Source organism: Chitinophaga oryzae, from assembly GCF_012516375.2.
Taxonomy (GTDB): Bacteria; Bacteroidota; Bacteroidia; order Chitinophagales; family Chitinophagaceae; genus Chitinophaga; species Chitinophaga oryzae.
In genome coordinates this window covers 860,763-874,495 of record NZ_CP051204.2, presented here as the reverse complement: position 1 = coordinate 874,495, position 13,733 = coordinate 860,763, and the positions used below count along the sequence as shown (strand labels likewise).

Sequence of the window (13,733 nt, the reverse complement as noted above, 5' to 3'; positions counted from 1 at the left end):
TATTACATTTTTTTTAAATTTTCTCATCAGTGATGAGAAAATTTCTTATTGCTTTTCAGCGCTTTGCTCGAACAATTCATGCATTTTTTGCTCCAATATCTTCTTGTCCGGCAAAAAAGTCTGGTATTCCGAAATGATCGTGGGCGACAAATTTCGGTTCATAGCATACTCTACCACTTCCTTGTTTTGGTCCCTGCATAATAAAATTCCTACGCTGGGCCTTTCATGTTTTCTCTTTACTTTTCTGTCCAGGGCTTCCAGGTAAAAATTCAGCTTACCCAGATATTCCGGCATGAAGTCGGTCGTTTTTAATTCAAAGGCCACGAGGCACTGCAGGTCACGATGGAAAAATAAGAGATCAATATAAAAGTCCGTGCCTCCGACCGTTACCCGATATTCTTCCCCGATGAAAATAAAGCCATCTCCTAACTCAAGGATAAAGTCTTTGATTTTACTGATGAGCGCGTGTTGCAAGTCTTTCTCACTATGGTTTTCCGGGAGATTCAAAAATTCAAACACATATTTATCTCTAAAGAGAATGCTTTCATCACCTTTAATATTGGTGCCTGATACCGGTGACTGGTGCTCTCCTAACTTCACTCGCTCGTACAGGCAGCTTTTAATCTGTCTTTCCAATTCGCGGACAGAGTAATTTTCCTGTACGCACAAACGGAGATAAAATTCACACTCTTCCCGGGATTTTGTAGTCATCAAAGCTAAATGATGCGTCCAGGTAACTTGCACCAGTATCGTATTACGAATATCTGTAAATTGTGCCATCAGTGATGGCACAATTTCTTGTTGTTTTTCAAGCACTTTTATAGATGAATTTTCAACATATGATAAATAAAACGTATAAAATCGAACCATTTTATAGAGACCACGATGTTTGAACCCTTTTAACTCAGGATGCATTTTGGCAATGTAATACGCCAGTTCCTGAATCATTCCTTCTCCCCAACTCGCATTTGTTATCTTCTTATGTATATATTCTCCCACCTGCCAGTAAAGATTGATCATTTCAATATTTACATTTTTTTGCGTGTTATACTGCGACCGCTTAATAAGCGTCACTATTTCCGTAAATTGCTCCGTCATAGAAAAGATTTTTCGGGTTAATTGGATATGGTTTGCAAAAAGAAACTTCGAATTTAAGTATCCGGAAACACAATCTCCTGTTCATTTTGCAGGTGATAATGAACGGATCAGCGCAAATGAATTCGAACCGATCAAAATGAACAAACTTGAACGCCGCAAAACATTAACCCCAACGACAATACGTGTAACTCGGATGAAATTTCAACGCTTCAGGCAATGGTGTAAAAAAAGAAAATGGTGGCTTACCGCTGCCGGTGTATTACTGATTGCCTACTATTTTTGTTTGCCCCGCCAACTGTTTACCAGCCCGACCTCTTTTGTATTGGAAGATGTAAACGGCGACTTGCTCAACGCCGGTATCGCGCCCGACGGACAATGGCGCTTTCCCTACAACCCGCACGTGCCGGAGAAATTTGCAAAATGTATCGTTGCTTACGAGGATAAACGGTTTTATTATCACTGGGGAATAGATCCATTGGCAGTAAGCCGTGCCATCCGGCAAAACCTGCGCGGCAAGAAAGTCGTCAGCGGCGGCAGCACCCTCACCATGCAGGTCATCCGTATCTCCCGTAATCAGCCCCGAACTTTCTGGCAGAAAATGGTGGAAGCCGTACTCGCCACCCGCCTCGAGTTTGCAGCCTCTAAAAAGAAAATCATCGCCCTGTACGCTGCCAACGCACCGTTCGGCGGCAACGTGGTAGGGCTGGAAGCCGCTTCCTGGCGCTATTACGGCCGTAAGGCCGACCAGCTCTCATGGGGGGAAATGGCGGCACTGGCGGTACTGCCCAACAGTCCCGCGCTGGTGCATCCCGGCCGCAACCGGAACACGCTGCTCCACAAACGGAATCAGCTGCTGGACAGGCTATGGCGCAACGAAACCATTGACAGTATCACCTGCCAGCTGGCCAAACTGGAACCGCTGCCGGCGCAACCGCTGGCATTGCCGCAAGATGCACCGCACCTGCTGGACCGCTTCCGGCTCGACTATCAGCAGCAAAAGTCTGATGGTCCCACCCGCATTAAAAGCACAGTGGAAGCCGCGTTGCAGAAAAACGTCACGGCCATCGCAGAGAGATACCACCATGCCTACAAGGCCAACGGCATCAACAACGCCGCCGTACTGGTGCTGGATGTGGAAACAGGCAACACGCTCGCTTATGTGGGCAACATATACAACCCGGCCAATCCCGAACTGGAAAGCCATGTAGACATCATACAAGCCAGAAGAAGTCCCGGCAGCACGCTCAAACCGGTGCTGTACGCAGCCATGCTCAACGACGGACTGATACTGCCCAACACCCTGATACCGGACATTCCCACACAGATAGCCGGCTACTCGCCGCAGAACTTCGACCTCGGCTACGATGGCGCCGTGCCTGCTTCCCGTGCACTGGCGCGGTCGCTCAACATCCCCGCGGTGCGCATGCTGCAGATGTACCGCTATGAGCGCTTCCACACGCTGCTGCAGAAAATGGGCATCACCACGCTCACCAAACCGGCCGATCACTACGGCCTGTCGCTGATCCTCGGCGGCGGGGAAACCACGCTCTGGGAGATGTGCGGCATGTACGCCAGCATGGCCCGTACACTCGTTCATCTCGATCAATACCATGGCAAATACGATATGGACGACATCCATCCGCCTAACTACCGGTCAGACATACAACGTCCTTCACAATACGGATTGAGCAAAGATGGCATACTGGACGCCGGCTCCATCTGGTACACCTTTGAAGCAATGACAGAAGTAATGCGCCCCGGCGAAGAGCTGCTGTGGCAGCAGTTCTCTTCTACACAACGCATCGCCTGGAAAACAGGTACCAGCTTCGGCTTCCGCGACGGATGGGCCATCGGTGTCACTCCTAAATACGTAGTCGGCGTATGGGTCGGTAATGCAGACGGAGAAGGCCGCCCCGGCCTCATCGGCGTGTCCACAGCAGCGCCCATCCTCTTCGATGTATTCAGGCTGTTACGCACCGGCAGCTGGTTTACCACGCCCACCGCCCACCTCCGGAAAGTAGAAGTGTGCCGCAAAAGCGGCTACCGCGCCAACGATCTGTGCGATGAAAAAGATTCCATTTACGTGCCGGCCGCCGGTATCCGCTCAGGCGTATGTCCCTATCACCAGCTGATACACCTGGACCGCACCGGCCAATGGCGGGTAACGGAAAGCTGCGAATCACCACAATTCATGCAGCATAAACCGTGGTTCATCCTGCCGCCGTCGCAGGAATTCTACTACCGCAGCAAAAACTATTATGCGCCGCTGCCACCTTATAAACCGGACTGCATCGCTTCACTGGGACAGGACCGGGCACCGATAGAACTGATCTACCCGCGGCCCAACGCCCGCATCTTTGTGCCAACAGAACTGAACGGACAACCCGGACAGACGATCTTCACGGCCACGCATCGCAACAGTACCGCTAAAATATTCTGGCACCTCGATAACAATTTCATCGGTGAAACAGTGGAATTCCATCAGATGGCGCTACATCCGCCGGCAGGTAAACATACCATCACCCTGGTGGATGAAAACGGAGAAAGGATTGAACAAACTTTTGAAATACTGGAAAAAGAAAAAGAGTAGTCAATTACGAATTACGGATTACGAATTACGAATTGAGGGTGCCCTTATAAAGCGGTTATTTAGTAACCTTTCCAAAAGAGAACCCTCAATTCGTAATTCGTAATTAATAATTGTATTTATCTTTCCACAACTGCTTCAGGTGCCGCCGCAGCTCGTCTTCCCGCGCGTTTTTTCCCGGATCATACAGCTTGGTGCCTTTGATGGCATCCGGCAGAAATTCCTGCACCACGAAATTGTTGTCATAGTCATGTGCATAAGCGTACCCTTTGCCATAATCCATTTCCTTCATCATTTTCGTAGGGGCGTTGCGGATATGCATGGGCACCGGCAGGTCGCCGGTTTTTGCTACCAGTGACTGCGCTGCGTTGATCGCCATGTAAGACGCATTGCTCTTGGCAGAGGAAGCCAGATAGGTCACACATTGCGACAGGATGATCCTCGACTCAGGATAGCCGATCAGGTTCACCGCCTGGAAGCAGCTGGTGGCCAGTAGCAACGCATTGGGGTTGGCATTGCCAATGTCTTCGGAGGCCAGTATCACCAAACGGCGCGCAATAAATTTCACATCTTCACCTCCCTCTATCATACGCGCCAGGTAGTACACGGCCGCATTGGGATCGCTGCCCCGGATGCTCTTGATGAAAGCAGAGATAATATCATAGTGTTGCTCGCCCGTTTTATCGTAGATGGCTACACGCTGCTGTGCGATGTCCATCACTTTCTGATCGGTGATAACAATAGGGTCTTCCTGCAGGGTGCTCACCACCAGCTCAAACAGGTTGAGCAGTTTGCGGGCATCGCCGCCGGAGATATTAAACAGCGCAGCTGTTTCCTTTAATTCAATGTTTTTTGTTTTCAGCCATTCGTCGCGCTCCATGGCCTGATGCAGCAGCTGCATCAACTGGTCGTTGCCCAGTGGCCGCAGTACATATACCTGGCTGCGCGATAAAACCGCCGCATTTACTTCAAAGGAAGGGTTTTCGGTAGTAGCGCCGATGAGCGTGACGATGCCTTTCTCCACGGCCCCCAGCAGCGCATCCTGCTGGGATTTGTTGAAGCGGTGGATCTCATCGATGAAGAGCACGGCATGCCGCTGGCGCCGCGCCATTTCTATCACTTCCCTTACTTCCTTTACGCCGGCTGAAATGGCGCTCAGCGTATAAAACGGGACCTGAAGGGTATGTGCGATAATATTGGCGATGGTGGTTTTACCTACGCCGGGAGGCCCCCACAGGATCATGGAAGGTATTTTTCCCTGCTCAATGGCTTTTCTGAGGATACTGTCTTTTCCGGTAAGATGTTCCTGCCCCACCAGTTCGTCTAACGTCACAGGTCTTAACCGTTCTGCTAATGGTTGCATACACTTTTATTCTACAGGATGATTATTTGGATTGATTGATCTGCTGCATTTTGAACTGCATGATGTCTTTGATAGAGCGGGCGCGGCTGATGGCCAGTTCCGCTTTTTCACCGTTAAACAGCTCATTCACCGTCGTTTCAAACAGAGAGATCCAGCGGTCAAAATGAGCCGGTTGAAGCGGCACTTGCTGGTTTACCGCGAAATGCGGCGCCATGGTGTTTCTGCCGTAACGGTTGCTGTCCAGCAACAGCTGCTCCCAGAAGTCGTACATAATGGGCAGATGTTTGTCCCAGTCCACCCGGGCGACGTCCTGAAAGATATAGCCGATAACATCGTCCACTTTCACTTTCTCATAAAAGCGGTCTACCAGCAACTGGATATCCGCTCTGCTGGTTATCTGCTTCTTTTCCATCACTATGGTCGTTTACTGCTTTCCTTCGTTCCGTCGTGTCCATTCCCGCAGGAAACGGAAAGAAAGGTTGGCATTGAATGTCAGGATAAAGCTGATGAGCAGGAACATAATACTCATCGGCGTCAATATAGCCGGATTATCAGCCCCCAATTGCTGTACCACATCTTTCTTCACTTCCGGTGGCAATGCCAGCAGGCCTACGCCCAGCAAAAACAGCAGCGCGCCGAAAAGCAGGGTGATCACCCCCATGATCCGGATGCCGCTGGGCGTATTCTCCTTTAAGGGAATCTCGGGCAACAGGAGGCTACGCTGAAGATATAATGATAAAACACTATGTATAAAACAGGCGCCCCAGATCATGACAGACACCAGCATCATAGGGTTGAAGCCGGCAGAGATGACCATAAACACACCCAGAAAAGTAAAAAGACCTGTTATCATCAAGGCAAGGGCGGTGAAAATCCTGTATAATTTAAACATCAAACTCATCAAAAAGCTTTTTTAAACGACACAAACCTACCTAATTCCTACCTATTTTAGAGAGAAAATCAGGCTTCTTATCTAGCAATACTTTACATAAACCTTGCCGCTCATACAAAAGCCCTGTTTTTTGCTGCCCGCTTTTCCATAACTTTAAACACTAAACCTGTTTTACATATGAAGAAAAACAATGCGGTAAAACTACCGTTACTGGCTGCCATGGTCACCTTCGCAGCCTGTAACTCCGGTTCCACGCAGCAACACCAGGAGGCATCCACCGACACAGCCAAAGTCCCGGCCTTTAACCTCGCCGACATCGACACTGCCTACAAAGCCTGCGATGATTTCGACAATTACGTTAACGGAGGCTGGAAGAAGAACAATCCTATCCCGTCTACTGAAAGCCGCTGGGGCGCCTTTGGTATCCTCGACAAACAGAACAAGGAAGTTCGCCTCAAAAGCATCATCGCTGAACTCACCAGCAAAACTGACCTGAAAAAAGGCACTGAAGAGCAACAGATCGCAGACTACTACACCTCATTCCTGGACACCGCCACCATTGAAAAAAGAGGTATCACCCCCCTGAAACCTTACCTCGACAAAATTGACGCCATCAAAACGCTGGCTGACTGGGCAGCTGTAACCGGCGAACTCCAGAAAATAGGCGTTTCCTCCTTCACCGGTTTCGGCGCTGATGCCGACGCCAAAGACAGCAAAATGAATGTCCTCTACCAGGGACAAAGCGGCCTGAGCCTCGGTGAAAAAAGCTACTACATGCAACAGGATTCTGCCACCAAAAATGTGCGGGATGAATTTGTAAAACACGTAGACAAAATGTTTACCCTCGCCGGCTTCCCTGAGAAAAATGCCGGTACCACCATCCTCGGCCTCGAAACAGGACTGGCAAAAATCCAACTGTCCAACGTAGAGCTGCGTGACCCGGTTAAAACCTATAACAGGGCCGCTTTCAGCGAACTGAAGACACTGGCCCCGGACTTCGACTGGGATGCTTTTGCACAAAAACAGGACATCAAAACAGATACCCTCGTTCTCCAGAACAAAGGTTATCTCACCAATGCCGGCAAACTGCTCAAAGCAACACCTGTCGACATCCTGAAAACATATACCAAATGGCAGCTTCTCTCCAGCTTCGCCGGCTATCTGCCTAAAGCCTTTGATGAAGAGAACTTCCATTTCTTCGGAACGGTAATGACCGGTAAAAAAGCGCAGAAAACCCGCGCTGAAAGAGCCATCCGTTCTACAGACAGCAAACTGGGCATGCCGCTGGGCAAACTGTTCGCAAAAAAATATTTCCCGGAAAGCAGCAAGGAGAAAGTATCCAAAATGATCGAAAACGTTCGTACCGTATATGGCGAACGTATCGACAAACTCACCTGGATGAGCGACTCCACCAAACAGATGGCCCGCAAAAAACTGGCCTCCTTCACTTACAAAATCGGTTACCCCGACAAGTGGAAAGACTATTCCACTATTCAGATCGATAAAGGCACCCTGCTGGAAAACGCTATCTCCGCTATACTCTACGGTCACAAAGAGAACATCGATAAAATCGGTAAACCCGTGGATAAAAGCGAATGGGGCATGACACCACAAACCGTTAACGCCTACTACAACCCGCTGAATAACGAAGTGGTATTCCCTGCCGGTATCCTCCAGCCGCCGTTCTATAACCCTAACGCCGACGACGCCATCAACTATGGCGGCATCATCGCGGTGATCGGCCACGAATTCACTCATGGCTTCGATGACCAGGGCTCTCAGTTCGACGCTGACGGTAACCTCAAAAACTGGTGGACCAAAACCGATCGTGAGAACTTCGACAAACTGACCAAACGTTACATCAATTACTTCAGCAATATCGAAGCACTCCCCGGCGTAAAAATCAACGGCGCCCTTACCATCGGTGAAAACGTAGCCGACCTCGGTGGCCTCACCCTCGCTTACTACGCACTGAAAAAATCTTTCGAAGGTAAAGAGGAGCCCAAACCAATTGACGGCTTCACCTGGCAACAGCGTTTCTTCCTCGGATGGGGACAGGTATGGCACGGTAACATCACCGATGCTGCACTCCGCCAGCAAATCCAGACAGACCCGCACTCTCCGGCAAGAGACCGCATCAACGGCCCCTTACCACACCTGAAAGAATTCCAGGAAGCATGGGGATGCCAGCCAGGTAGCAAAATGGCATTACCGGATGCTGAAAGAGTAGTGATCTGGTAACTTTGATGTACATGATGATCACTGATTTTCCTGATACAGGGAGATAAAAGCGAAGATCAATATAACACGATACAAACGCCCGCTGTATGCAACAGCGGGCGTTTGTATTCTTACAGAAGATGTTACCAGATTAAAATCAAATAATTAAAACAATAAAAAATCAAATCAAAAGCCGAAATCAAAAAATCGTACATCAAAAAATCCCTAAATATCAATAACCCAATAACAAAATAACCAAATAAACAAATAGCATGATTTATATCAGTTTTGCAAAATGCGCGACTGTTTTATGATGAAAATATCTATTTTTGCAACGCGTGAAAAAACTCTTCTGCATATTATTATGTTTCATCGTCCTGCTGCAAAACTTCGGCACGGCAGTGGTCTTTATCAGCTACAAGATAAACCAGGCCTACATTGCCGCCAATCTTTGCGAAAACAGGAGCAAGCCGGCCATGCACTGTAATGGTAAATGCCAGTTGCGTAAACAGTTACTGCGGGAAGAACAACAGGAACAAAAAAATCCCTACGCGCAAAAAGAAAACAAGGAAGTCACCTTATTCTGCGAACAGATCACCTTCTCAGGCGAAGCGCCCAGCTTCGACATCACGACCGAACTAACGGCATTTTACCTGATGAAACCCACCCATAACCCTGTTAACAGCATATTCCACCCACCGCTCTGCTAGTCCCGTCTGTGTAATTATTTCAGTAAACCGATAGCCGCCAGCTATCCGTTATCCTGCTGTCTTTAATGATTGATTATTGCCTGCCACGCGCGATACGCGCGGCAATAAATGTTATCGCTATGATTTACGTGTAGCCGATACCGTTATTACCTTGTCGATTAAACCCTTGCAATGAAAAAGCTATTTTTCATCATGGCTATTCTCATGCCTGTATCCGTCATGGCCTGCGACATCTGTGGATGCTCCGCCAGCGGCTACCAGCTGGGCATTCTGCCACAATACCATAAAAACTTTATCGGTCTCCGGTACGGATACCGGCAGTTTAAATCCACCCACCCCATGGAGCTGGGCAATACCTCCAACCATGAATCCCGTGAATTCTACCATACTACGGAACTGTGGGGAAGATGGTATGCTACCAAAAGACTACAGTTCTTTGCTTTCGTGCCGTTTCAGTATTTCAGAAGAGAGGAAGGTAAAAGCATCACCACGGTCTCCGGCCTCGGCGACATCACCCTGATGGCCAACTACACCTTCATTGACAACAACTGGGACCTGGGTAAAAAATGGCATCATGTGTTCCAGGCCGGCGGTGGCGTCAAACTGCCAACGGGCAGGACCGGCATCCCTGACGAAGGCGGTAATATCTACCAGAACTTTCAGCCTGGCAGCCGCAGCACCGACTTCGTACTGAATGCCGTATACACCGTGAGGCGCGGCAAATGGGGCATTAATACAGATGCTAGTTACCGCATCAACACTACCAATAAAGAAGAATACCGGTTCGGCAACCGTTTTAATACCTCCCTGCGCGGATTTCTCTATCAGCCTGTCAGCAAAACAGTGGCGCTGCAACCATATGCCGGCCTGATGTACGAGCACGCCTCCGGCGACCACGAGCTGCATAAAACAAAGGAATATACCGGCGGCGACATGCTGCATGCCAGCGTAGGCGCAGACGTCTATTTCAAACGCTTCTCCGCAGGCATACAGGCCCAGGTGCCGGTATACCAGCACCTGTCAGCCGGCTATAATAAAACATATACCCGTTTATCCGCTACCGTTAACTTCTTCTTTTAAAAACAGACTTATTATGAAGCAAAATATTCTACTCTTTAGCCTTCTCGCTGTACTGGCTTCCTGTTCCAAAGACAGCACCACGCCCGTTAATGATCCCAACGAAAAAGGCGTTGTGGTCCTGGAATTCGACAACCGGGCAGGAACAGATGACCTGATCCTGAATAACCAGCAGTACCGCAACGCTGCCGGTGAACAACTGACCATCAGCAAGTTCGCCTACTACGTCAGCAATGTCCGGCTGATCACCGCCACCGGCGAGGCCTATACGGTACCGCAGGACAGCAGCTATCTGCTGATCAGCGAAGACAATAAAGCCTCCGCCTTTCACACGCTGTACAACGTGCCCGCGGGCGACTATGCGCAGGTGAGGTTTATGATCGGGGTAGACAGTACCCGAAACACCATGGACATCAGCAAACGCCCCGGTGTACTGGACCCCGCGGAAGGTGCGGCAGACATGTACTGGTCATGGAACAGCGGCTACATCTTCGCTAAACTGGAAGGCAGCTCACCGGCTTCTACCGATGCGCAGAAACTGTTCCGCTATCATATCGGTCTTTATGGCGGCGGCTTCAACAACGGCCCGCGTACGCTCAACAATACCCGTGAGGTAACGCTCACCATTCCCAACAATGGAAAAGCCATCGTGCGCCGCGACCGCAAAGCCCAGATCCATTTCTTCGCCGATGCGCTTAAAATGCTGAACGGCACCACCAATGTGAGCATCGCCGCTAATCCAAATGTAATGGTGACGCCATTTTCAGCAAAAATCGCGGATAATTACACACAAATGTTTAACATTGATCACGTGCATAACGAATAATATTAATTAATTCTATCATGAAACAACTGATTTTAACCTGTAGCGTACTCCTGGCTCTCGCCTGCAATCAGAACAGCAAACCAGCTGAAACAAAAGATGCACCCATGCCCGAAGCACCCGCTGCAACAGCTGCCGTAGTCAGCGATAAACTGCCCGACCCTGTATGCGAAATGCCTTACGACACGGCCTACAAGGAATGGACTGTTTACCAGAAAGACACCATTCACTTTTGTTCCATCACCTGTAAGGAAGTCTTCCTCAAAGCGCCGGACAAATACATGGCCAAGCTGAAAAAGTAAGCATTCCTTATTAATTATTCGTTTATGCGCCATCGTTACAGGTGGGGTATCGGCATTGTATTGCCTTTACTCTTCCTTCTCATCCTCACCGCCTGTAGTAAAAACAACACGGAAACAAAACCGGAACCGGCTAAAAACATCTCCTTTGTGAAGCCGGCCGGATTCCCGGAACCAGCCTACCGCCTGGCGGATAATCCCGTCACCACGGATGGATTTGCGCTCGGCAAAGTCCTCTTCTACGACGGCCTCCTGAGCCGCGACGGTACTATCAGCTGCGCCAGCTGTCACATACAGGCCAACGCCTTCACGCATCATGGCCACGATGTCAGTCACGGTATAGACGACCGCCTGGGCACCCGCAACTCGCCTCCCATACAGAATATGGCCTGGTCTACCACCTTCTTCTGGGACGGCGGCGTGCACGACCTCGATCTGCAACCCATCGCCCCCATCGAGAACCCGGTGGAAATGGACGACAAAATGAACAATGTGATCGGGAAACTGCAGCGGAACACACGCTACCAGCAACTGTTTGAGAAAGCCTTCGGATCGCCCGGTGTCAACAGCACCCGTATGCTCAAAGCATTATCGCAGTTTATGGTCATGCTGGTGAGTGCAGATTCGCGGTACGACCGATTCATGGCCGGTAAAGAGACCTTCAGCGAAGAAGAAAAGAAAGGACTTGCCCTGTTTGAACAGCGCTGCGCCAGTTGTCATCAACCACCGTTATTCACCGACAACAGCTTCCGCAATAACGGCGTGGCGCCGCGGCCATTCGGCACCGACTCCGGACGCTACAAAATAACACTGCTCGACGAAGACCTGTACAAATTCAAAGTCCCCTCGCTGCGCAATGTGGCGCTTACAGCGCCATATATGCACGACGGCCGCTTTGGCAGCCTGGAAAGCGTCATGAACCACTACGACAACGGCTTTTACGCTACCGCTACACTGGACCCGCTCTTTAAAAACGGCTTCTCACTGGGCGATAATGATAAAAAGGCATTAATAGCATTTCTGAAAACCCTCAGTGACAAAGGATTTATCACCGACGAACGGTTTGCGCCGCCGCCGGGATTTGTGCAGGGGGATTGATACAAAAGCGGGCATATCGATTGATATGCCCGCTTTTTTTTATATAAAAAACCGTCCCGGTATAAACCAGGACGGTGTAAATACAGCTTATGAAATCTAAAAAAAATACTACTGTGTTACTACGATTCTGTCCCAGGCAACCCATTTGGCTTTGGTCCAGTCGTTAGCCGGATCAACAGCACCGAGGAATTTCACTTTCTCGAAGAAAGCGTCCGCCAGTTTGCCGTCGAATTTGGCAGGATCATTAGCGATCGCCGGAGAACCGGTCTGAGGCGCCAGATCAGGAGTTTTGTTATTGAAAGGATCTTTCAGTTTGATATCGCCGGCGTTAGCAGCAGCAAAAACTTTGGTAGCGTCACGGCCGGTCACCAGGTTCTGCAGACCTGCAGCGTCCAGTACCACAGTACCGGAACCGTCAGCAGTGGCAAACAGGTCGGTAGTACCGTGCAGCAGGCTGGTTTTCAGACCGCTGGTAGCGTCAGCATAAAAGCCCAGGGTTACGTTATCGTCTATACGTAAAGCCGCTTTTTTTGCACCCATAACGATTGAGTTACCCAGGATGAACTTGGTACCTCTTCTCCAACGCATGCCATAACCGTAGTCAGCGCTGGTACCCGCAGCATTGTTAGGACCGATAGCGGTGAAGTTGGACAGGATCGGGAAGGTGGTAGGCGTAGTAGTGATAGGCAGGTTCTTCGGGTTGGTATTGTCCACTTCAAAGTTGTTGGACACGTCACCGTCAGATTTTTTGTCAGTGAAAGAAGGTTGTTTCACAGACACGGCAAACTGGATCATACCGTGATAAGCATCATCCATGTCAAAATCGTCGTCAGCGCAGTTGTAGGCAATCAGGTATTTGGCGTTTACGCTGCCACCGAAAAATTCAAAGGCATCGTCCAGGCCGTTCACGATCTGAATGTGGTTCAGGGTTGTTTTGTTACCAACGCAGTACAGTGACAGACCGTTGATTTCATCATTGGCTGCTACCGCTTTACCAGCGTATTCAATTCTTACATACTGCATGCTGCCGGAGTTGTCATCGTCCTGGTTACCGCCGAATGCAGAATAGGCAGCATCGATATTACCTTCCAGCTTGGCGTGGTTGCCGTTGCCGATAGCTTTACCTACCAGGATCACACCACCCAGGTCGCCCGGCTTTTTCTCAGCATGACCGGAAGTAAATACGATCGGATTTTCAGCGGTACCGTTAGCCTGGATCTGTGCACCTTTATATACCAGCAACACACCGGCGGAATCACGCATGCTGATGATTTTTGTACCAGCTTCGATGTTCAGGGTGGCATTATCTACATATACATAACCACGCAGTACATAAGTCTTGTTTTTAGACCATGTTTGGTTGGCAGTGATTTTACCTCTCACCATTACAGTGTCGCTGTTGCCGGATGGAGGCGGAGTTGTATTGTTGTCATCATTTTTACTGCAGGCTGCAAAAGTAGTGGCAGCAGCCATTAAAGCCAATACATAATTTTTGTTCATACTGCTTAATTATTTGATTTACAAATATCAAAAGTCACCTTTACGGGAATATGAAACCCGCGTTAT

General features: G+C 49.4%; 12 protein-coding genes. 7 read left to right on the top strand and 5 right to left on the bottom strand.

Translation table 11 applies throughout. From position 1 onward, the window contains the following. Window positions 1-45: 45 nt before the first annotated feature. Complete coding sequence (locus HF324_RS03700; protein WP_168861923.1) at window positions 46-1,098, bottom strand: PDDEXK nuclease domain-containing protein; 1,053 nt, start codon at window positions 1,096-1,098, stop codon at window positions 46-48. Between the two features lie 193 nt (window positions 1,099-1,291). On the opposite strand from HF324_RS03700, the gene pbpC reads away from it, so the two are divergent. Continuing rightward, window positions 1,292-3,688 carry a penicillin-binding protein 1C gene (gene pbpC / locus HF324_RS03695; RefSeq protein WP_168809633.1) on the top strand — a complete coding sequence of 799 codons (2,397 nt, stop codon included), beginning with the start codon at window positions 1,292-1,294 and terminating at the stop codon, window positions 3,686-3,688. A gap of 103 nt (window positions 3,689-3,791) precedes the next feature. On the opposite strand, the gene HF324_RS03690 is transcribed toward pbpC, so the two are convergent. The 3 genes from HF324_RS03690 to HF324_RS03680 are packed head-to-tail and all read right to left on the bottom strand — an operon-like array spanning window position 3,792 to window position 5,949. Continuing rightward, entirely contained in the window at window positions 3,792-5,048 is a 1,257-nt protein-coding gene (locus HF324_RS03690; RefSeq protein WP_168809631.1) for a replication-associated recombination protein A, read from the bottom strand. A gap of 22 nt (window positions 5,049-5,070) precedes the next feature. Then, window positions 5,071-5,460, bottom strand: a complete 390-nt coding sequence (locus HF324_RS03685; RefSeq protein ID WP_168861922.1) for a group III truncated hemoglobin — start codon at window positions 5,458-5,460, stop codon at window positions 5,071-5,073. Window positions 5,461-5,472: 12 nt separating this feature from the next. Then, window positions 5,473-5,949 (bottom strand): hypothetical protein, encoded by a 477-nt coding sequence (locus tag HF324_RS03680; protein ID WP_168809627.1) that lies wholly within the window; start codon window positions 5,947-5,949, stop codon window positions 5,473-5,475. Between the two features lie 168 nt (window positions 5,950-6,117). Between HF324_RS03680 and HF324_RS03675 the strand changes: the two genes are divergently transcribed. The 6 genes from HF324_RS03675 (at window position 6,118) to HF324_RS03650 (ending at window position 12,167) form a co-directional block, all read left to right on the top strand. Next, window positions 6,118-8,181, top strand: coding sequence for a M13 family metallopeptidase (locus HF324_RS03675; RefSeq protein WP_168861921.1), 2,064 nt, complete (start codon window positions 6,118-6,120; stop codon window positions 8,179-8,181). 308 nt (window positions 8,182-8,489) lie between these two features. Then, complete coding sequence (locus HF324_RS03670) at window positions 8,490-8,870, top strand: hypothetical protein (protein ID WP_193114983.1); 381 nt, start codon at window positions 8,490-8,492, stop codon at window positions 8,868-8,870. 171 nt (window positions 8,871-9,041) lie between these two features. After that, window positions 9,042-9,950, top strand: coding sequence for a transporter family protein (locus tag HF324_RS03665; protein WP_168809621.1), 909 nt, complete (start codon window positions 9,042-9,044; stop codon window positions 9,948-9,950). Window positions 9,951-9,963: 13 nt separating this feature from the next. Next, complete coding sequence (locus tag HF324_RS03660; protein WP_168861919.1) at window positions 9,964-10,773, top strand: MbnP family protein; 810 nt, start codon at window positions 9,964-9,966, stop codon at window positions 10,771-10,773. 17 nt (window positions 10,774-10,790) lie between these two features. Continuing rightward, entirely contained in the window at window positions 10,791-11,072 is a 282-nt protein-coding gene (locus HF324_RS03655) for a YHS domain-containing protein (protein WP_168809619.1), read from the top strand. A gap of 24 nt (window positions 11,073-11,096) precedes the next feature. Next, the gene (locus HF324_RS03650) at window positions 11,097-12,167 is read left to right on the top strand and encodes a cytochrome-c peroxidase (RefSeq protein WP_168861918.1); all 1,071 of its coding nucleotides are present in this window, start codon (window positions 11,097-11,099) and stop codon (window positions 12,165-12,167) included. A 108-nt stretch (window positions 12,168-12,275) separates the two neighbouring features. Here the strand turns inward: HF324_RS03650 and HF324_RS03645 are convergent, their stop codons facing one another. Further along, window positions 12,276-13,667: a beta-helix domain-containing protein gene (locus HF324_RS03645; RefSeq protein ID WP_168809615.1), complete on the bottom strand. Its 1,392-nt coding sequence runs from the start codon at window positions 13,665-13,667 to the stop codon at window positions 12,276-12,278. Between the last annotated feature and the right edge of the window lie 66 nt (window positions 13,668-13,733).

Coding starts and splice junctions, on each gene's coding strand:
- HF324_RS03700 (WP_168861923.1), bottom strand. CDS start 1,098: ATGACGGAGCAATTTACGGAAATAGTGACGCTTATTAAGCGGTCGCAG.
- pbpC (WP_168809633.1), top strand. CDS start 1,292: ATGAAATTTCAACGCTTCAGGCAATGGTGTAAAAAAAGAAAATGGTGG.
- HF324_RS03690 (WP_168809631.1), bottom strand. CDS start 5,048: ATGCAACCATTAGCAGAACGGTTAAGACCTGTGACGTTAGACGAACTG.
- HF324_RS03685 (WP_168861922.1), bottom strand. CDS start 5,460: ATGGAAAAGAAGCAGATAACCAGCAGAGCGGATATCCAGTTGCTGGTA.
- HF324_RS03680 (WP_168809627.1), bottom strand. CDS start 5,949: ATGAGTTTGATGTTTAAATTATACAGGATTTTCACCGCCCTTGCCTTG.
- HF324_RS03675 (WP_168861921.1), top strand. CDS start 6,118: ATGAAGAAAAACAATGCGGTAAAACTACCGTTACTGGCTGCCATGGTC.
- HF324_RS03665 (WP_168809621.1), top strand. CDS start 9,042: ATGAAAAAGCTATTTTTCATCATGGCTATTCTCATGCCTGTATCCGTC.
- HF324_RS03660 (WP_168861919.1), top strand. CDS start 9,964: ATGAAGCAAAATATTCTACTCTTTAGCCTTCTCGCTGTACTGGCTTCC.
- HF324_RS03655 (WP_168809619.1), top strand. CDS start 10,791: ATGAAACAACTGATTTTAACCTGTAGCGTACTCCTGGCTCTCGCCTGC.
- HF324_RS03650 (WP_168861918.1), top strand. CDS start 11,097: ATGCGCCATCGTTACAGGTGGGGTATCGGCATTGTATTGCCTTTACTC.
- HF324_RS03645 (WP_168809615.1), bottom strand. CDS start 13,667: ATGAACAAAAATTATGTATTGGCTTTAATGGCTGCTGCCACTACTTTT.